At 67.5% G+C, this 17,829-nt stretch carries 18 protein-coding genes; 16 read left to right on the top strand and 2 right to left on the bottom strand.

Annotation, left to right across the window (positions count from 1 at the left end; all coding sequences use genetic code 11):
• Positions 1-190: 190 nt before the first annotated feature.
• The 11 genes from FHW94_RS10945 (at position 191) to FHW94_RS10895 (ending at position 11,813) form a co-directional block, all read left to right on the top strand.
• A complete protein-coding gene (locus FHW94_RS10945) occupies positions 191-934 on the top strand; it encodes a sterol desaturase family protein (protein WP_168555853.1) in 744 nt (247 codons plus the stop codon).
• On the top strand, positions 931-1,377 hold the full coding sequence (locus FHW94_RS10940) for a DUF2141 domain-containing protein (protein WP_248290465.1): 447 nt from the start codon (positions 931-933) through the stop codon (positions 1,375-1,377). Before FHW94_RS10945 ends, FHW94_RS10940 begins: the two co-directional genes overlap by 4 nt.
• Positions 1,374-2,702 (top strand): MFS transporter, encoded by a 1,329-nt coding sequence (locus FHW94_RS10935; RefSeq protein WP_246866068.1) that lies wholly within the window; start codon positions 1,374-1,376, stop codon positions 2,700-2,702. The genes FHW94_RS10940 and FHW94_RS10935 overlap by 4 nt, the downstream gene beginning before the upstream one ends.
• Positions 2,699-3,577, top strand: coding sequence for a CoA ester lyase (locus tag FHW94_RS10930; protein WP_168555852.1), 879 nt, complete (start codon positions 2,699-2,701; stop codon positions 3,575-3,577). The genes FHW94_RS10935 and FHW94_RS10930 overlap by 4 nt, the downstream gene beginning before the upstream one ends.
• Positions 3,578-3,705: 128 nt before the next feature.
• Complete coding sequence (locus FHW94_RS10925) at positions 3,706-5,286, top strand: hypothetical protein (protein WP_168555851.1); 1,581 nt, start codon at positions 3,706-3,708, stop codon at positions 5,284-5,286.
• A gap of 216 nt (positions 5,287-5,502) precedes the next feature.
• Complete coding sequence (locus FHW94_RS10920) at positions 5,503-6,447, top strand: alpha/beta hydrolase (RefSeq protein WP_246866067.1); 945 nt, start codon at positions 5,503-5,505, stop codon at positions 6,445-6,447.
• A gap of 10 nt (positions 6,448-6,457) precedes the next feature.
• On the top strand, positions 6,458-7,837 hold the full coding sequence (locus FHW94_RS10915; protein ID WP_168555849.1) for a M48 family metalloprotease: 1,380 nt from the start codon (positions 6,458-6,460) through the stop codon (positions 7,835-7,837).
• A 4-nt stretch (positions 7,838-7,841) separates the two neighbouring features.
• Positions 7,842-8,675, top strand: a complete 834-nt coding sequence (locus FHW94_RS10910) for a DsbA family protein (protein ID WP_168555848.1) — start codon at positions 7,842-7,844, stop codon at positions 8,673-8,675.
• A complete protein-coding gene (locus tag FHW94_RS10905; RefSeq protein ID WP_168555847.1) occupies positions 8,672-9,709 on the top strand; it encodes a hypothetical protein in 1,038 nt (345 codons plus the stop codon). Before FHW94_RS10910 ends, FHW94_RS10905 begins: the two co-directional genes overlap by 4 nt.
• A 12-nt stretch (positions 9,710-9,721) precedes the next feature.
• Entirely contained in the window at positions 9,722-10,912 is a 1,191-nt protein-coding gene (locus FHW94_RS10900; protein WP_168555846.1) for a histidine kinase, read from the top strand.
• A 103-nt stretch (positions 10,913-11,015) separates the two neighbouring features.
• Positions 11,016-11,813, top strand: a complete 798-nt coding sequence (locus FHW94_RS10895; RefSeq protein WP_168555845.1) for a LytTR family DNA-binding domain-containing protein — start codon at positions 11,016-11,018, stop codon at positions 11,811-11,813.
• Positions 11,814-11,835: 22 nt separating this feature from the next.
• Here the strand turns inward: FHW94_RS10895 and queG are convergent, their stop codons facing one another.
• The gene (queG, locus tag FHW94_RS10890) at positions 11,836-12,861 is read right to left on the bottom strand and encodes a tRNA epoxyqueuosine(34) reductase QueG (RefSeq protein WP_246866101.1); all 1,026 of its coding nucleotides are present in this window, start codon (positions 12,859-12,861) and stop codon (positions 11,836-11,838) included.
• Between the two features lie 87 nt (positions 12,862-12,948).
• Between queG and FHW94_RS10885 the strand changes: the two genes are divergently transcribed.
• The 4 genes from FHW94_RS10885 to FHW94_RS10870 all read left to right on the top strand — a co-directional run bounded on the left by FHW94_RS10885 (position 12,949) and on the right by FHW94_RS10870 (position 16,825).
• Positions 12,949-13,905: an ATP-binding cassette domain-containing protein gene (locus FHW94_RS10885; protein ID WP_168556096.1), complete on the top strand. Its 957-nt coding sequence runs from the start codon at positions 12,949-12,951 to the stop codon at positions 13,903-13,905.
• The gene (locus tag FHW94_RS10880; RefSeq protein ID WP_168555843.1) at positions 13,902-15,134 is read left to right on the top strand and encodes an ABC transporter permease; all 1,233 of its coding nucleotides are present in this window, start codon (positions 13,902-13,904) and stop codon (positions 15,132-15,134) included. The genes FHW94_RS10885 and FHW94_RS10880 overlap by 4 nt, the downstream gene beginning before the upstream one ends.
• Positions 15,135-15,268: 134 nt before the next feature.
• The gene (msrB, locus tag FHW94_RS10875) at positions 15,269-15,790 is read left to right on the top strand and encodes a peptide-methionine (R)-S-oxide reductase MsrB (protein ID WP_168555842.1); all 522 of its coding nucleotides are present in this window, start codon (positions 15,269-15,271) and stop codon (positions 15,788-15,790) included.
• A gap of 57 nt (positions 15,791-15,847) precedes the next feature.
• A complete protein-coding gene (locus tag FHW94_RS10870) occupies positions 15,848-16,825 on the top strand; it encodes an esterase-like activity of phytase family protein (protein ID WP_168555841.1) in 978 nt (325 codons plus the stop codon).
• A gap of 79 nt (positions 16,826-16,904) precedes the next feature.
• Here FHW94_RS10870 and rpmB read toward each other — a convergent pair whose 3' ends face one another.
• The gene (gene rpmB / locus FHW94_RS10865) at positions 16,905-17,195 is read right to left on the bottom strand and encodes a 50S ribosomal protein L28 (protein ID WP_168555840.1); all 291 of its coding nucleotides are present in this window, start codon (positions 17,193-17,195) and stop codon (positions 16,905-16,907) included.
• A 133-nt stretch (positions 17,196-17,328) separates the two neighbouring features.
• Here rpmB and FHW94_RS10860 point away from each other — a divergent pair, with 133 nt between their 5' ends.
• Positions 17,329-17,787 (top strand): nucleoside deaminase, encoded by a 459-nt coding sequence (locus FHW94_RS10860; RefSeq protein ID WP_210425605.1) that lies wholly within the window; start codon positions 17,329-17,331, stop codon positions 17,785-17,787.
• The last annotated feature ends 42 nt before the right edge of the window (positions 17,788-17,829 follow it).

The raw sequence follows: 17,829 nt of genomic DNA, 5'->3' as shown, positions 1-17,829 counted from the left end.
CCTGCGGAACGCGAAAGGCCAAATCAGACCGAATCGCTCCGGTTATCTAGGCGCGCCTCCCCCCGCTTGCAAGGCAGGCCGGCCAGAGCGTGTCGAATCGTTTTGCGATTGCGAAAAAGCTGGGCAGCACCCGCCCGGCTTGGCATAGGGGCGCTGGAAAATGTCCGGCCTCGTGCCACCCAGGAAAACCATGAACGGTCCTCCACTTGCCGCGCTGCTGCTTTCGGCGCTCGCCATGACTGCGATCGTCGCGGTGCGTTATGTGGCGGCAAGCGGGCTGTTCGCCTGGATCACGCAGCGGCGCCTGCCCGGCCACTATGCCGGCCTGGAGGCACAGATCCGCCGCGAGATCGGCTGGAGCCTGGCCAGTGCAGCAATCTATGGCGTGCCCGCCGGCGTCATCGCCTGGGGCTGGCAACAGCACGGTTGGACGCGGATCTATGCCGATCCCAACGCCTATCCGCTGTGGTGGATGCCGGTTTCGGTGCTGGTCTATCTGTTTGCCCACGATACCTGGTTCTATTGGACGCATCGCTGGATGCACCGGCCCAAGGTGTTTCGCCGCGTCCACGCCATCCACCATGCCAGCCGCCCGCCCACGGCCTGGGCGGCAATGAACTTTCATCCGGTGGAAGCGGCCGTGGTCGGCCTGTTCATTCCCGCGCTGGTCTTCGTGGTGCCGATCCAGGCGGGCATGCTGGCCACCGTGCTGGTGGTCATGACCGTGATGGGCGTGACCAACCACATGGGCTGGGAAGTGTTTCCGGGCTGGCTGGTTCATTCCCGGGCAGGGAAGTGGTTGATAACGGCAAGCCACCATCATCAGCATCACGAGCGCTATCGGTGCAATTACGGCCTCTATTTTCGCGTGTGGGACAGGCTTTGCGGCACGGACGCCGGGCTGGCGGGCTGGCCGGAAAGGGCGGCACGGTGAAGCGGCGGGCTTGGCGTTGGGCCGCGCTGGGCATGGTGGCGTTGGGCCAGGGCGGGGCCGCCCTGCCCGAACGCACCACCGTGCTGGTCGATGTGGTGGGCCTGCGTTCGCACAAGGGGCTGATCCAGGCGTGCCTGACGGCCGATCCGATCACCTTTCCCGATTGCGAGAAGGACCCCCAGGCGCTGCACCAGACCGTGCCGGCGGCCGGAAACGATGTGGTGGCGTTCCAGCACGTGCTGCCCGGCCGCTATGCCGTCGCGCTGTTCCACGATGAAAACGCCAATGGCCGGCTCGACAAGATGTTGATGATGCCGCGCGAGGGCTTCGGCTTTTCCCGCGATGCGCCGATCCGCTTTGGCCCGCCACGCTTTTCCGCCGCCGCCTTTACCCTGGGCGAGACGCAACTGACCACTTCGATCCGCATGCGCTATCTGCTTTGACCGAGACTGCCCCCTCCCTGCCCAAGACCGGCCAGCCCGAGACCGGCCAGCCCAAGACCGGCCAGCCCAAGACCGGCGGCGCGCTGGCGCCCTTCGGCTATCCCGCGTTCCGCGCGATCTGGACGGCCAACCTGGTGTCCAACCTGGGTTCCACCATCCAGGCCGCCGCGGCCGCCTGGTTGATGACCGAACTCACGCGCAGCCATGTGCTGATCGCACTGGTCCAGGCTTCGTCCACCCTGCCGATCCTGCTGCTGGGCCTGCTGGCGGGCGGGATTGCCGACAATTTCGACCGGCGCCGGGTGATGATCTGGGCGCAAAGCGCAATGCTGGTGGTGTCGGCCGTCCTGGCGGTGCTGGGCTATCGCGGGATGCTGGGGCCGCTTTCGTTGCTCGTGCTGACGCTGATGGTGGGCATGGGCACGGCGATCAACCAGCCGGCCTGGCAGGCCTCGGTCCGGCTCCAGGTGGGCAAGGCCGATCTGCCCCAGGCCATCGCCCTCAACGCCATGTCGGCCAATCTGGCGCGCAGCGCGGGGCCGGCGCTGGGCGGGATGATGATCTCGATCCTGAGCGTGAGCGCCGCCTTTGCCGCCAATGCCCTGTCGTACATCGGCATGCTGGTGGTGCTGGCGCGCTGGCGGCCCGAAGCGCGCGCACCGCAGCGCCAGCCGATGCTGGCCTCGATCAAGGTGGGCGTGGCGTTCTGCGCCGGGTCCGTCCCGATCCGCAAGGTGCTGCTGCGCGGCGCGATGTTCGGCTTTGGCGCCAGCGCGTTCCAGGCGCTGATGCCGGCCGTGGCGCACGATACGCTGGCCGGCACCGAGCTGGACTATGGCCTGATGCTCGGCTCGTTCGGGGTCGGCTCGATCGTCAACGCGCTGTGGGTCACGCGGGCGCGCCGCCGCTTTGGCGCCGAAGCGATCGTGTCGGGCGCGACGGTGGTGTTCCTGGGGGCGCTGCTGCTGCTGGCCCAGGCCACCACGCTGGCCGCAGCGATCGTGGCCGGCTTCGTGGCCGGATCGGGCTGGGTCGCGGCGATGACCAGCCTCAACGTTGCCATGCAATTGCGTTCGCCCGAGGCGATCCTGGGGCGCTGCCTCTCGCTCTACCAGGCAATCACGTTCGGCTCGATGGCGCTGGGCGCCTGGGCCTGGGGCTGGATCGCCGACCAGCGCGGCCTGGCCTTTGCCTTGCATGCCGCCGCTGCCTGGCTCGCGCTCAACCTCGTGCTGCGCCTGTTCGTGCCGATGCCCGCGCGCGAGGAGGGCCGCGTCGATACCGTCAAGGAACCGGTGCCTTCGCCAAGGGTGAAACCCGCATGACCGACGATACCCGCCCGCTGCGCTCTGCACTCTACATGCCGGCCAGCAACGAACGCGCCATGGCCAAGGCGCGCGCGCTCGATTGCGATGCCGTGGTGCTCGACCTGGAAGACGCCGTGGCACCCCACGCCAAGCAGGCGGCCCGCGCCGCGCTGGTGGAACAGGCGCAGGCGGGTGGCTTTGGCCACCGCCGCCTGATCGCGCGGTGCAATGGCATCGATACGCCCTGGGGGCATGACGATCTGGCTGCGCTGGCCCCAGCCTCGCTCGATGCCGTGCTGGTGCCCAAGGTGCACGACGCGGCCGATATCGTGGCGCTTTCCGCCGCAATGGACCGCGCCGGCTTTGCCGCCCACGTGCAGCTGTGGGTGATGATTGAAACCCCGCGCGCGGCCCTGGCGGTAGAGCGCATTGCCGATTGCGCCGCCACCACGCGGCTGGCCGGCATGGTGCTGGGCCTCAACGACCTGGCCAAGGACACCGGCATGGCGCAGGCGCCCGGCCGGGACGCCTTCGTGCCGCTGCTGGCGCAATGCGTGCTGGCCGCGCGCGCCAATGGCCTGGTCGCGCTCGACGGGGTGTGCAACGCGATCGAGGATCTTTCCTTGCTGGAAGCCGAATGTGCCCAGGCCCGTGCCTTTGGCTTTGACGGCAAGACCTTGATCCATCCCGCGCAACTGCCCGTGGCCAACCGCGTGTTTGCCCCTGGCGCCGATGAACTGGCCCAGGCGCAGGCCATCGTGGCGGCCTTTGCCGATCCGGCCAATGCCGGTGTGGGCGCGCTGCGGGTGAACGGCAAGATGGCCGAATTGCTCCACCGCGACATGGCCGAGCGGCTGATCGCGCGCGCCGCGGCGATCGCTGCGCGCGGGTGACGGCGGCCGGGCCGCGTCTTTGCCTTTTGCCGATATTTTTGCGCGGTTTGCCATTGGCGCAACTTAATCGCTTCTTCACCATGTTGCGCCAAAAGGGTCGGCAAGGAGCATGACGAAGGGCCTTGGCGATGGACAGCATGCGCGGATTTGCCGACGGACCGGCCCATTTGGGCCTGTTCGGCAACGGCGATCCCGACGATGATTTGCAAGACGGCGATCTGCCAGACGGCTATCTGGACGACCTGACCGAGCCGCTGCCGCCGCTCCTGGGCGCAGACGAGCGACGGATGCAGGTGCGCGCCTACAATTTCTGGGCGAGCATGCTGGGCGATGCGCGCCTACCGCTGGCTGGCCCGCTGCTCGCCGGCCACCTGCCTGATTTTGCCGATCATTCCGTGCTGCTGCATTTCGATGCCGGCCTGGAAGAGGGGGGGCTGGAAGACCCGGCCATCGCCTATGTCGGCAGCGCGCTGCTGGCCGATTGCGAGGATGCAGGGCCGCTTTTGCGGTTGAGCCAGGTGCCCGGCCGCTCGATCCTGTCGCGCATCACCGACCACTACATGCAGATCGTGGCCAACGAGGCGCCGATCGGGTTCGAGGCGGAATTTGCCAACCAGCGCGGCCGCACCATCCTCTATCGTGGCATCCTGCTGCCGTTTTCGACCAGTGGTGACACGCTCGATTACATCTATGGCGTGATCAACTGGAAGGAACTGGCCGACCAGGCCACGACCAACGAACTCATGGCCGAAATCGGCCTGGTGCTGGGTGAGAAGAAGCCGCGCCGCAAGGCCGTGACCGCGCTGCGTCCCGATCATGGCGGCGCCGGCCACGCCACGCCCGATCTGCCGCTGCCTGCCTTTGCCGATCCGGCCCTGCGCGGCGACGGGGATGGCGAGGAAAGCTGGGGCGCGCTGGCCGATTCGCTGGGCCAGTGGGCCGATGGCCCGCTGCGCGCGCGCGACCCGCACGATCTTTCCCCCGATGACGCCGGCCACCCGGCTGGTCTGGACGCGCTGGACCTGGGCGATATCGCGCTGGAAATCCTGCCAGCACTCGATCCGCTGGCCGCCGGCAACCTTGCGCCGCTGCGCGACGAGCACGAGCACGAGCCCGAAAGCCTGGCCGATTGGTTGGCCAGCGCCCGCGCCATGGCGGATCTGGCCGTGGGCAGCGAGGATCGCACCCGCCAGGCGCTCTATGCCGCGATCGGCCGCGCCTGGGACTTTGCCCTGGCGGCAGAAGCAGAGCCCGAGGACTTTGCCGCGCTGGTGGCCGGCGCCGGCCTTGCCATGCAGGCGCGTGCGCCGCTGATCCCGGTGGTCAAGCTGGTGTTCGGCGCGCAGCACGACAAGACGCGGCTGACCGAATATGCAACGGCCCTGGCCCATGCGCACCGGCTGGGCCTGTCGCGCGGGGAACTGGGCGCATTCCTGGCGCAAACGCCGGGCGGCCTCAAGGGTGTGGTGGCGGCCGAACGCCGCCTGCGCCGGGCCGAGGAAGGCCAGGCCCGCATCGATCCGCGCGCCGCGCTGGAAGCCAGCTTGCGCACCCTGCCGCCGCGCAGCCTGGACGACATTCCCGCCGATGGCCGCGAATTTTCGCTCGTCATGGTGCGGCGCATGCCCGATGGGCGGTTGGCCGTGCTGGGCGAAGTGCTGGACGACGAACCCTTGCTCGAACGTGCCGCCCGCCGCCTGATGAACTAGGGTGTGTTGAGATTTAGCCCATGGCGGGCTGCGAACGGCCGCTTTTCGCGCTGCCGGTGCTCACGTGCCAAAAGTACGCTGCGTTCCGGGTCACGAAATCAGCCATTCTCGCTCCACCCTGGCCTAGGTCGTGAACTCATAAATCTCAACACATCCTAAGGCGGCGATCATCACGGGAACCGCCACCTTGGCGGCTGAGTTTGCAAGGCGATGAGTTTGTCTCGATGGATCGTGGGCCTGGCTGCCGCTGGCATTGCCGGCCATGCCCTTTACCGCCGCGCGCTGGCGCGCAACCCCGTGTCCGTGCTCGATGCGGCCGACCTGGCCCTGACTCTGGCCAAGCAGGGCGGGCAGAGCGGTGTGGAGCGCGTGGCCCGCGCCCGCTATGGCCCCGATCCGCACCAGCAACTGGAGGTATTCGCGCCACCCGGCACGCCACGCAACGCGCGGCTGCCGGTGGTGGTGTTCATCCACGGCGGCGCCTGGAACAGCGGGCGACCGCAGGACTATCGCTTCATCGCGCGCAGCCTGATCGCGGCCACGGCGCCGCAGGGCTGCATGGTCGTGCTGGCGGGCTATCGCCTGCTGCCGCAGGGCCGCTGGCCGGTGATGCTGGCCGATGGGGCGCGGGCGCTGCGCTGGGTGGCCGATCATGCCGCCACGCTGGGTGGCGATCCGCAGCGCGTGGTGCTCATGGGCCATTCGGCCGGGGCCTATAATGCGCTGTCCCTGGCGCTCGACAAGCGCTGGCTGGCCGACGAGGGGCTTGACGCCGACGCCCTGGCCGGGGCGATCGGCCTGGCCACGCCGGCCGATTTCCTGCCGTTGGACGATCCCGCCTCCATCGCCACGTTCGGCCATTGCGGCGATCTGGCCCAGACCCAGCCGATCAACCATGTTCACGCCGGGGCACCGCCACTGCTGCTGGTGCATGGCGCCGACGATCCGCGCGTGCGGCCGCGCAACAGCCTGGCCCTGGCCGCCGCGATGACCGCCGCCGGCCAGCCGACACAAGCCCTCGTGCTCGATGGTGTCGATCATGAGCGGCTGATCATGGCCTTTGCCAAGCCCTTTGCCCGCGAAACCCGCCCCCTTGAGGCGGTCGCCGCTTTCATCGCCAAGGTTTGCGCTTCACCACCGGTTCATTCCGCGCCACAATAACCGCATCGTGATGCGCGCCCTCTCTTTCGCCCCGCTACGCCGCCGCCTGGCGGGCGTCTGTTCCGCCGTGGCCGTCCTGGCGCTTTCGGCCCAGCCGGTCATGGCGCAGGAAGTCCTGCGCGATGCCGAAACCGAGGCGCTGTTCCGCGACATGTCGGCCCCGCTGATCAAGGCGGCCGGGCTCGATCCGCGCAATGTCGATATCGTGCTGCTCAACGACGGCTCGATCAACGCTTTCGTCGCCGGGGGCCAGGCGGTCTATCTCCATTCCGGGCTGATCGGCGCGGCCGACAATATCAACGAAGTGCAGGGCGTGGTGGCGCACGAGTTGGGCCACATCACCGGTGGCCACGTGATCAGCACGGCCGGGTCCAAGCCCGCCACGGGCATTACCCTGCTCTCGCTGCTCCTGGGCGGGCTGGCGGCGGCGGCGGGATCGGCCGACGCTGGCCTGGGCGTGTTCATGGCCGGGCAGCAGGCGGCACTCGGCAGCTACCTGGCGTTCAGCCGCGCGCAGGAATCGCAGGCCGATGCCGCCGGCGCGCAGTTCCTGTCCAAGGCGGGGATTTCCGGGCGTGGCTCGCTCGATTTCTTCAAGAAGCTGCAGAACCAGGAATTCCGCTATGGCTTCACCCGCAATGCCGATGCCGAGTTCTATTCCACCCACCCGATGACCGCCGACCGCCTGACCACGCTGCAGGATACCTACGAACACGATCCGGCCTGGAACACGCCGATGGACCCGCAGCTGCAGGCGCGGTTCGTGCGGGTGAAGGCCAAGCTCTATGGCTATCTGGCCGAGCCGCAGGATACCCTGCGCGCCTATCCCGACTACCTCCAGGATGCGCCGGCGCACTATGCGCGCGCCTATGCCTATCACAAGGAAGCGCTGATGGACAAAGCGCTGGCCGAGGTGGATGCCATGCTGCGCCAGTTGCCCGACGATCCCTATGCGCTGGAGCTCAAGGGCCAGGTACTGCTCGAATCCGGCCAGCCGGCCGATGCCATTCCCCCCTTGCGCCGTGCCACGCAGCTTACCGGCAACAACCCGCTGATCGCCACCACGTTTGGCCACGCCCTGCTGGCGACCGAGGACAAGGCCAATTTTGCGGAAGCCGAACGCGTGCTCAAGGCCGCCGTGGCCAAGGATCGCGAAAATCCGTTTGCATGGTATCAGCTTGGCGTGGTCTACGAGGCCGAAGGGGATACCCCCCGTGCCCGCCTGGCCAGTGCCGAGCAGCAATTGATGCAGATGCAGTTGCCCGAAGCGGCGCGCAGTGCCCAGGCGGCCGAGGATGGCTTGCCCAAGGGCAGCCCCGACTGGCTGCGCGCGCAAGACATTGCGATGTCGGCCCAGGCCATGATGGAACGGCAAAGGAAGAAAAAGTAAGCCGATGACTGCTGCTGCCGAACGCCGTTCCTTCCTGATCCTGCTCGTGCTGGTGGCATTGGTGGCCGCTGGCCTTGCCTGGTGGGTTGCTTCCAGCCGCCAGCACGATGCCCTGGCGTCGGCACAGGCAGGCGGGGGGATGAACGAAGCGCAACTGGCCAAGGCCCTGGCCGATGCCGGGATCGACGGCAAGGAGCGCGTGGCACTGGAAGGGCTGGTGCGCCAGACCCTGCTCGATCATCCCGAAATCCTGAGCGAAGTGGCCGGCCGGCTGGAAGCGCGCGAGGCGGCCAGCCGTGTCGCCGCCTTGCGTGGCGCGTTGGAAACGCCGTTTCCCGGCGCCGTGCTGGGCAATCCGCAGGGCCGCGTGACCTTGGTGGAATTCACCGATTTTGCCTGCACCTATTGCCGCGGCAGCGTGGCCGACGTGGAAGCGCTGATCGCCGCCAATCCCGATCTCAAAGTGGTGGTGCGCGAACTGCCGATCATTTCGGCGCAGAGCGTGCCGGCCGCGCGCATGGGCCTGGCCGCTGCCGCCCAGGGCAAGTATCCGGCGTTTCACAAGGCCATGTTCAGTGGCGAGCGGCCCAGCGCGGAAAGCATTTCTGCCGCCGCGGGCAAGGCCGGCCTTGACGCCGCCGCTGCCAATGCCTTTGCCGCACGGCCCGAAACGCTCAAGGAACTGCAACGCAACGTGGACCTGTCGCGCCAACTGGGCGTGAGCGGCACGCCCGCCTGGGTCGCCGGAGACCAGTTGCTGAGCGGCGCGGTGGGCCGCGAAAAGCTGCAGCAGGCGATCGATGCCGCGCGCGCCGGCGACAAGGCCCAAGGCGCATGATCGGCGGGCGGGCCCTGGCGGCGCCACTGGCGCTTGCGCTTGCACTGCCCGCCCTGTCGCTTGCCCCGCCCCCCGCCCGTGCCCAAGCGGCCGCCACGCTGCAGCCGATCGATGAAGTGCAGCGCGACGACATCATCGTGCAGACCATCGGATGGAACCTGGCCCATGCCAATGCCCGGTTCTGCGCGCGCGTGGCGCCGGGCATCGGGGTGATGCTGCAGGACGCGCGCACGTTCGATGATCCCGCGCTGGCGCGCCAGGTCTATGGCCTTTCTGGCGATATCGGCGTTGGTGCCCTGGCGGCCGATGGCCCGGCCCATGCCGCCGGCCTGCCGCTCAACGCCACGGTCACCGCTGTAGGCAGCCTTGCCGTCGCCAGCCTGCCGGTGCCGCGCCAGGGCAAGTGGGATCGCCTGTTTGCCCTGCAGGATGCCCTGGAAAAGGATGTGGCGCGCGATGGCCGCGTGGTCCTGGCCCTGGCGCAAGGCAAGACCATGACAATCCCCGGCGCGACGGTATGCCAGGTGCGCTTCCTGATGGACGACAGCAAGGGCAATGCCGGCGCCAACCGCGATGTGGTGCGCATCGGCCGCCCCATGGCCGAAGTGGCCAAATGGGACGAGACGGAAATCGCCGCGTTGATGGCGCACGAGTTGGCCCATGCCGTGCTCGATCACCAGACCTGGCTGGAACAGGGCGGCAGCACGCGCAAGACCGAGCGCGAGGCCGATCGCCTCTCGGTGTGGTTGCTGCACAACGCCGGCTATGATCCGGCCGCCGCCATGGCATGGATGCGCCGCATCGGGCCACGCTATGAAATCCTCTTCATCGCCTCGCCCGATCACGGCAGCTGGCGCACCCGCGTGCGCGACATGACCGCCGAGATCGCCACGATGAAGGCCGCCACGGCCAATGCCGCGCAGGCCGACTGGCCCCGCCTGTTCCGCCGCGAAGAGGGCGCCCCGGCGATGCCCGTTCCCGCCGCGCCCGCGATGGACAAGCCCCCCATGGCGCTGCAGCCCCAGCCGCGCTAAAGCGATATGGTCATGGCCATGCTGCCGCTTCGTCCCACGCCGTTCTTCGGCAACAAGAACCGCGCGTTCTGGCGGCTCCAGTTCGTTGGCTGGGGCGGCGCCATGCTGCTGCGCGCGATGTCCAGCCTGGCCAATGCCCAGCCCTGGTCGTTCCTGCTGATCGTGCTGATCGCCTCGATCACCGGCTTTTCGATCTCGTCGATCCTGTCGGTGATCTATCGCGCGCTGATCAACCGGCGCCCGATCATCACCTGGGGCGCCACGGCGCTGGTCCTGGCGGTGGCGGTGGGGCTCTATGCGTTCATCGATGCCTGGGTGATCAGCCTCTATCGCCCAGGCAGCGACGCGGGGTTTGCCCAGCTGTTCCTGGGCGTGTTCTATATCGACCTCACGCTGCTGGGCGCGTGGTCGGCGCTCTATTACGCGATCAATTTCTACATCCAGGTGGAAGAGCAGAACGACCAGCTGCTCTATCTCGAAGCGCAGGCGACCTCGGCCCAGCTGGCCATGTTGCGCTACCAGCTCAACCCGCACTTCCTGTTCAACACGCTCAATTCGATTTCCACGCTGGTGCTGTTGAAACAGACCGAGCCGGCCAATGCCATGCTCAGCCGGCTGTCCTCGTTCCTGCGTTATACCCTGATCAACGAGCCGACGGGCCGGGTGACGGTGGCGCAGGAAGTGGAGACGCTCAAGCTCTACCTCGACATCGAGCTGATGCGCTTCGAGGAGCGGTTGCGCACCGAATTCCGCATCGACGATGCCGCCCGCGCCGCGCTGATGCCTTCGCTGCTGCTGCAGCCGCTGGTGGAAAACGCCATCAAGTATGCGGTCAGCCCGCTCGAGGATGGTGCCCAGATCACCATTTCCGCGCAACTCGTCGGCCCCATGCTGCGAGTCACCGTGTCGGACACCGGGCCGGGCTTGCCAGCGGGCACCGATCCATCGACGCTGTTCGGCGTGCACAGCGACTCTGCCGATAGCGCCCACGCACCGGGCTATCCGGTTTCCACAGGCGTTGGCCTGCCCAACATCCGCGATCGCCTGGCCCAGGCCTATGGCAGCCAGCAACGCTTCGACGTGGGCAACCGGCCGGAGGGCGGCTTTGCCGTGACCATCGAATTGCCGTTCGAAGCCAAGGAAGAGGCCGCAACGCCCGGGCAATCCCAACTGGCCCAGGCGGCCAGGCTGGTCAGGGCGTGACCGGGCGCATGCGACGCTCTCGGGAACTTTTCGAGCTTGTCGCATTTGTCACGCGGGGGCAAAAAAACCACAACAGGGCAGACGCTCCAGGCAAAGGTAGCAAATGACCATCCGCACGATCCTCGTCGACGACGAGAAACTCGCCATCCAAGGCCTCCAGCTGCGTCTCCAGGCCTTCCCCGATGTCGAGGTGATCGACACCTGTTCCAACGGTCGCGAAGCGATCCGCAAGATCAAGACCGAAAAGCCGGACCTCGTCTTTCTCGATATCCAGATGCCCGGCTTCGACGGGTTCAGCGTGGTCAAGGGCGTGATGGAAATCGATCCGCCGCTCTTCGTTTTCGTCACCGCCTATTCCGAACATGCCTTGAAGGCGTTCGAGGCCAACGCGGTGGACTACCTGCTCAAGCCGGTGGAGGAAGACCGCCTGGCCGATGCGCTCGACCGCGCACGCACGCGCCTGGCGGAAAAGCGCGGGCTGGAGGAAGTGGAAAAGCTCAAGACCGTGCTGGCCGAAGTGGCGCCCGATGCCATGCCGGAATTGGAAGACGACGGCGAAGTGGCCGCCGGCCGCTTTGAAAAGCTGATCAACATCAAGGATCGCGGCCAGATCTTCCGCGTCGATGTCGACACGATCGAACGGATCGAGGCGGCGGGCGACTATATGTGCATCTACACCGGCGACAATTCGCTGATCCTGCGCGAAACGATGAAGGACCTGGAGCGCCGGCTCGACCCGCGCGTGTTCCAGCGCGTCCACCGCTCCAAGATCGTCAACCTCGACCAGGTGCGCCAGGTGCGCCCGCACACCAATGGTGAATGCTTCCTGGTGCTCGAATCGGGCGCCGAAGTGAAGGTGAGCCGCTCCTACCGCGACGTGGTGGCCCGCTTCGTCCACTGACGGGCGGGTGGGCGCGGCTGCCTCAGGCCAGCCGCGCCAGCGCCCACTGCGCGGCTTCGGCCACGACCGGATCGGGATCATCGAGCAGCGCGCGCACCGGGCCGATCAGGCGCGGATCGTCGCTGTTGCCCGCAGCATAGAGGCAATTGCGCACCATGCGGTTGCGGCCGATGCGCTTGATCGGCGATCCGGCAAAGACCTGGCGGAAGGTGGCGTCATCGAGCGCAAGCAATTCCGCCAGACGCGGTGCCACGAGTTCCGCGCGGGGCAGGAAGGCGCGGTTGTCGGCGGCAGCCTTGGCAAAGCGGTTCCACGGGCACACCGCCAGGCAATCGTCGCAGCCATAGATGCGGTTGCCCAGCGCGGCGCGGAATTCCTCGGCAATCGGCCCCTTGTGCTCGATGGTGAGGTAGGAAATGCACGCCCGCGCATCCAGCTGGTAGGGCGCCGGGAATGCGCCGGTGGGGCAGGCGTCCTGGCAGGCTGTGCAGGTGCCGCAGCGGTCGGCATGGGGCGCATCGGGCACGAGATCGAGCGTGGTATAGATCGCCCCCAGGAACAGCCAAGAGCCATGCCGGCGGCTGACCAGGTTGGTGTGCTTGCCCTGCCAGCCCAGCCCCGCCACCTGCCCCAGCGGCTTTTCCATCACTGGCGCGGTATCGACGAAGACTTTCACTTCCGCGCCCGGTTCTTCGGCCACCAGCCAGCGCGCCAGGGCTTTCAACGTGCGCTTGACCAGGTCGTGATAGTCCACCCCTTGGGCATAGACCGAAATGCGCCCGCGATCGGCCACTTCGGCCAGGGCCAGCGGATCGTGCGCGGGGGCATAGCTCATGCCCAGGGCGATCACGCTTTGCGCCTGGGGCCACAGCGATTGCGGCCCTTGGCGCTGCTCGGCTCGCGTCTCCATCCACTCCATGCTGCCGTGCCGCCCTTCGGCGAGCCATTGGTGCAGCCGCGCCGCGCGCGCCGGATCGTCCGTGGCCGGGGCAATGCCGCACGTGGCAAAGCCCAGCCGCAACGCTTCCTCGCGCAGGCGCTGTTCCAAAGGCGCAGAAGGGGGGGCTTTAACCAAGTATTCCGTCTCTTGTGTGCTAGAGGGTGGGACAGTGAGAAGGGGCATGGCGCGGCAATGATGATTGGGCAAGCGGGCGATTGGGCGATCGAGGCGCAGGGCCTGGTCAAGCGGTTCGACGGGTTCACCGCCGTCGATGGCGTGGACATCCGCGTGCCGCGCGGCGCGATCTATGGCATTCTCGGCCCCAATGGCGCGGGCAAGACCACCACGCTGCGCATGCTGCTGGGCATCATCGATCCCGATTCGGGCGTCCGCCGCGTGCTGGGCTGCGAACGCCCCACCCAAGTGGCCCGCCGCATCGGCTACCTGCCCGAAGAGCGCGGGCTCTACCCCGCGATGAAAGCGACCGAGGCCATCGCCTTCCTCGCCGCGCTGCGCGGGGTGCCGCTCAAGACCGGGCGGGCGCGGGCGCGCGAACTGCTGGAGGAACATGGCCTAGGCTATGCCGCCGACCGGCAGATTCGCCAATTGTCCAAGGGCATGGCGCAGCAGGTACAATTGCTGGGCACGCTGGTGCACCAGCCCGAACTGGTGGTGTTCGACGAGCCTTTCTCAGGGCTGGACGCGCTCAACCAGGGCAAGCTGGAAAAGATGATTCGGGGCCTCGCCGAACGCGGCACCACGGTGATCTTTTCCACCCACGTCATCGCCCATGCCGAGCGCCTGTGCGACCAGGTGGCGATCATCGCCGGGGGCAAGGTGCCGTTCGCCGGGCTGGTGGACGACGCACGCGACCGGCTGCGCCCGCAAGTGCGGCTGGAAACCCGCGCACGCGACGGCGCCTGGCGCGCCACCCTCCCTGCTGACGCGCGCAGCGAAGGCGCATTCTGGCATTTCACCCTGCCCGAAAGCGGCGTGGAGCCCTTGCTGCGCGCCCTGATCGAAGGGGAGGCGGGCATTCTCTCGCTCTCGATCGAGCGGCCCGGGCTGCACGATGCCTTTGTCGCCATTGCCGGGGAGGCGGCCGCCCGCGCCCTGGAAGAAAATGCGCAGATGCCGGAGGCCGTGCGATGATCCCCGAAAAGCTGCGCGCCGCCTGGGTGATCGCCCGCCGCGATTTCGTGGCGGTGATCTGGTCCAAGAGCTTCGTGTTCTTCCTTCTGGGGCCGCTGTTCCCGATCATCGTGGGCGGCATGGCCGGGGCCATCGGCGCCCAGGTGCAGAAAGACCTCGATCACCCGCAAGTGGGCATCGCCCTGCCGGCGGATGAAGCGGCGCGGATGATCGAGGCGCATCGTGCCCTGGCCGATGCCATGCCGGGCGACGTGCCCGATTTCGTGGTGCTCGACGCGCCATGGGGCGGCCGCACTTATGACGCCCGCGCGGCGCTCGCCGGCCATCGCGGCCCTGGCGGCAAGGTTGATGGGCAACTGGCAGCCGTGGTTTCGGGCAGCCTGGCGCACCCGGTCCTCACCGCCACGCCCGAACGCGCGCGCATGTGGCAGGGCATGGTCGCGCTGTTTGCCGCCCGTGCGCAAAGCCTGGCGCCCGCGTCGCTGCCGCCAGTGGCGGTGGACGAAGTGGCCACCAGCGTGGCCAAGGTGCAAAGCGGGCAGGTGACGACCGCGCAGGCCGGGCAAGTGCTGCTGTTCCTGCTCACCATGCTGCTGGCGGGCATGGTCCTGTCCAACCTGGTGGAGGAAAAGGCCAACAAGATCATCGAGGTCCTGGCTGCCTCGATCCCCATGGACGCCTTGTTCCTGGGCAAGCTGTTTGCCATGCTCGGCGTGAGCCTGGTGGGCATGGCCGTGTGGGGTTCGGCCTGGGGCACGCTTTTGGCGCTGGGCATGAAATCGCTGCCGACGCTGGCTGCTCCGGCGGTGGGCTGGCCGTTGTTCTTCGTGCTCGGCTTCCTCTATTTTGCCATGGCCTATCTGCTGCTCGGCTCGCTGTTCCTGTCGATCGGCGGGATGGCCACCACCGTGCGCGAAGTGCAGACGCTGTCTATGCCGGTCACCATGCTGCAATTGATGGTGTTCTTCTTTGCCAGCTATGCCCTGGCGCGGCCGGGTACCTGGGTGGATTGGGCCGCGTTGGCCTTTCCGCTGTCCTCGCCCTTTGCCATGCTGGCCCGCGCCGCGCGCGAGCCGGCGATCTGGCCGCATCTGGTGGCATTGGGCTGGCAGGCGCTGTGCGTGGTGCTGATCGTGCGCATGGGCGCGCAACTGTTCCGCCGCACGGTGATGAAGTCCGGGCCCGCCAAGGGGCGCAAGGCGCGCAAGGGTCTCCTTGCCAAAGGCTGACAGCCTCGCTCAGCCTGGGTTCAGCCGGCGTGCGCATAACTCGTCTTGTCTCGCGGGCAGGCATTGCCCCCCGCACTGCCCGCGAGACCATCTTGCACCGGTTGCCCGCCAGCCCGATATAGGCGCCTATGGTGATGACTGAAGGCCTTGCCCCTCCCGCCTCCCGTCCATCGCGCCGCCGCCTGTTGGGCTGGCTGGGCGCCGGACTTGTGATGCCGATGGCCGGCGCCTGCCGCGCCCGGCCTGCGCCGTCCGGCCCCAAGGACGTGTTTCCGGTGCAGCACAGCGAGGCGGAATGGCGCCGCCTGCTCACCCCGGAACAGTTCTACATCCTGCGCGAAGCGGGCACCGAGCGGCCGTTTTCCTCAAGCCTGCTGAACGAGCATCGCAAGGGCACTTTTGCCTGCGCGGCCGACAAGCAACCGCTGTTCGCTTCTGCCACCAAGTTCGAAAGCGGCACCGGCTGGCCCAGCTTCTGGAAGCCCCTGCCCGGCGCGGTGGGCCTGCGTTCCGACACAACGCTCGGCATGGAGCGCACTGAAGTCTATTGCCGCCGTTGCGGCGGGCACTTGGGCCACGTGTTCGACGATGGCCCGCCGCCCACCGGCAAGCGCTATTGCATGAACGGCAAGGGCATGGTGTTCCTGCCCGCCTGATGGGGCGGGCCTGATAGGGCTTCCCCCCCTTGGCCATCCGTGCCAAGGCCGCTGGCGATGCGCCGTATCGCCCTTTTCCTGTTGATCCTGGCCCTGGTGCCGGCGATCTATGTGCGCCAACACCTGCCGCCGCCCAGCCCCTATCGTCCGGTAATCTATCACGATTTGCTGCCGGGCCTGCGCGCGGCTGGCCACGATCCGCGCTATGGTGCGCTCACCCTGACAGGTGCCTGGCAACTGACCAGCGCCAATCCCGATTTCGGCAACTTCTCTGCCCTTGCGGTGCGCTCTTCGGGTGACCTGCTGGCGGTGAGCGACCGCAACGCGGTGATGGTGTTCAGCCGCCCGGATCGACCGGGGCCCTGGCACACCTGGCAGCGCGACACGATCCGCCAGGCCTGGCGCGGCCAGGAAATCGATACCGACAGCGAATCGGTTTCGGTCGATCCGCGCAGCGGCAACGTGCTGATCGGCTATGAAGGCACCCCGCGCTTCCACCTGTTCAGTGCCGATTTCACCCACGATCGCAAGATTGCCGCGCCGGTGTTGATGGAATGGCCCAACAACCAGGGACCCGAATCGCTGCGCCAGCTTGCCGACGGCCGCACCGTGGCGATCGGCGAAGTCTATGCCCACTGGTGGTCGCGCCGGCGCCATACCGGGCTGATCTGGCCCGGCCTGCCCCGCCCGAACCAGGCGCCCGCGCGATTCGAACTGATCATGCCCGAAGGCTATCGCCCGGTGGAACTGGCCCAGGCGCCCGACGGGCGGCTCTTGGTGCTGGGCCGCAAGTTCACCTTGGGCGGCTTTCGCACGGTGGTGACGCTGGTGGCCGATCCCCGCGCGATTCGCCCCGGCGCGCAGGTGGAAGCGCAGCCGATCGCGTGGATCGACGATCCCCGCATTCGCGACAATTACGAAGGCATGGTCGCCACGCCCGAGGCCGATGGCAGCACCGCGATCTGGCTGATTTCCGACAGCAACCAGATGGTGTGGCTGCAACGCACCCTGTTGCTCAAGCTTAAGCTCTCATAGGGGCGGGCCGGTGCCGCCAACGCAACAAAAAAGGCCGGGGAAGAACCCCGGCCCCTTTTGAGCATCGATGCGCAGCCGATCAGGCGGCGGCAGCGACAGCCTTGACCAGCTCGCGCTTCACCTTGAGGGCGCGGGCGCTGAGCTTGTCGCTGTCCTGCTTGAGCAGCCAGTTGTCGAGGCCGCCGTTGTGCTCAACCGAGCGCAGGCCGTGGGTCGACACGCGGAACTTGAAGCTGCGATCCAGCTTTTCCGACATCAGCGTGACGTTCTGGAGATTGGGGAGGAACACGCGCTTGGTCTTGTTGTTGGCGTGGCTCACGTTGTGACCGATCTGGCGGCCCTTACCGGTCAGTTCGCAAATGCGCGACATGGCTAAAAACTCGCTTCGTGTTCTGGTGATCTATCTGGAAGCTGGGGCCATTATCGAATCCGTCGGCGAAGTCAAGGATTCGTGGCACCTTCATGCCTTGTTCGGCCCAGAATGTGTGTTAGGCGGATGCACGATGACCCGTTGGCCCCTGCCCGAACCCATGAAACTGGCGCTGGAACAGGCCCATGCGGCCGCCTTGCACGGCGAAGTGCCGATCGGCGCGGTGATCGTCAAGGGTGGCGAGGTGATCGCCGCCGCGCACAATCGCCCACGCGAATTGCACGATCCCACCGCCCATGCCGAAATGCTGGCGATTCGCGCGGCAGCGGCCGCGCTGGGCCAGGAACGGCTGGACGGATGCGATCTGTGGGTCACGCTCGAACCCTGCCCGATGTGCGCCGGCGCGATTGCCCATGCCCGGCTGGCCCGCGTCTATTACGCCGCGCCCGATCCCAAGGGCGGCGCGGTGGAACACGGGCCGCGGCTGTTCGACCAGCCCACCTGCCTGCATCGCCCCGAAGTCTATCCCGGCCTGGGCGAGGCGGAAAGCGCCACGCTGCTGCGCGACTTCTTCCGCGCGCGGCGGGGATAAGAAAATGGCCCCGGAACGCGTCCGGGGCCATCTGCTTTTCAA

The sequence above is a fragment of the Novosphingobium sp. SG720 genome, assembly GCF_012275365.1.
Classification (GTDB): domain Bacteria; phylum Pseudomonadota; class Alphaproteobacteria; order Sphingomonadales; family Sphingomonadaceae; genus Novosphingobium; species Novosphingobium rhizosphaerae.
This window is presented reverse-complemented; position numbering and strand designations above follow the sequence as displayed.

What these genes read in the sequence shown, in the direction of transcription:
- FHW94_RS10930 (WP_168555852.1), top strand. Translation starts at nt 2,699, where the DNA reads ATGACCGACGATACCCGCCCGCTGCGCTCTGCACTCTACATGCCGGCC.
- FHW94_RS10910 (WP_168555848.1), top strand. Translation starts at nt 7,842, where the DNA reads ATGACTGCTGCTGCCGAACGCCGTTCCTTCCTGATCCTGCTCGTGCTG.
- FHW94_RS10885 (WP_168556096.1), top strand. Translation starts at nt 12,949, where the DNA reads ATGATTGGGCAAGCGGGCGATTGGGCGATCGAGGCGCAGGGCCTGGTC.
- FHW94_RS10870 (WP_168555841.1), top strand. Translation starts at nt 15,848, where the DNA reads ATGCGCCGTATCGCCCTTTTCCTGTTGATCCTGGCCCTGGTGCCGGCG.
- FHW94_RS10895 (WP_168555845.1), top strand. Translation starts at nt 11,016, where the DNA reads ATGACCATCCGCACGATCCTCGTCGACGACGAGAAACTCGCCATCCAA.
- msrB (WP_168555842.1), top strand. Translation starts at nt 15,269, where the DNA reads ATGACTGAAGGCCTTGCCCCTCCCGCCTCCCGTCCATCGCGCCGCCGC.
- rpmB (WP_168555840.1), bottom strand. Translation starts at nt 17,195, where the DNA reads ATGTCGCGCATTTGCGAACTGACCGGTAAGGGCCGCCAGATCGGTCAC.
- FHW94_RS10915 (WP_168555849.1), top strand. Translation starts at nt 6,458, where the DNA reads ATGCGCGCCCTCTCTTTCGCCCCGCTACGCCGCCGCCTGGCGGGCGTC.
- FHW94_RS10925 (WP_168555851.1), top strand. Translation starts at nt 3,706, where the DNA reads ATGGACAGCATGCGCGGATTTGCCGACGGACCGGCCCATTTGGGCCTG.
- FHW94_RS10880 (WP_168555843.1), top strand. Translation starts at nt 13,902, where the DNA reads ATGATCCCCGAAAAGCTGCGCGCCGCCTGGGTGATCGCCCGCCGCGAT.
- FHW94_RS10900 (WP_168555846.1), top strand. Translation starts at nt 9,722, where the DNA reads ATGGCCATGCTGCCGCTTCGTCCCACGCCGTTCTTCGGCAACAAGAAC.
- FHW94_RS10860 (WP_210425605.1), top strand. Translation starts at nt 17,329, where the DNA reads ATGACCCGTTGGCCCCTGCCCGAACCCATGAAACTGGCGCTGGAACAG.
- FHW94_RS10905 (WP_168555847.1), top strand. Translation starts at nt 8,672, where the DNA reads ATGATCGGCGGGCGGGCCCTGGCGGCGCCACTGGCGCTTGCGCTTGCA.
- FHW94_RS10945 (WP_168555853.1), top strand. Translation starts at nt 191, where the DNA reads ATGAACGGTCCTCCACTTGCCGCGCTGCTGCTTTCGGCGCTCGCCATG.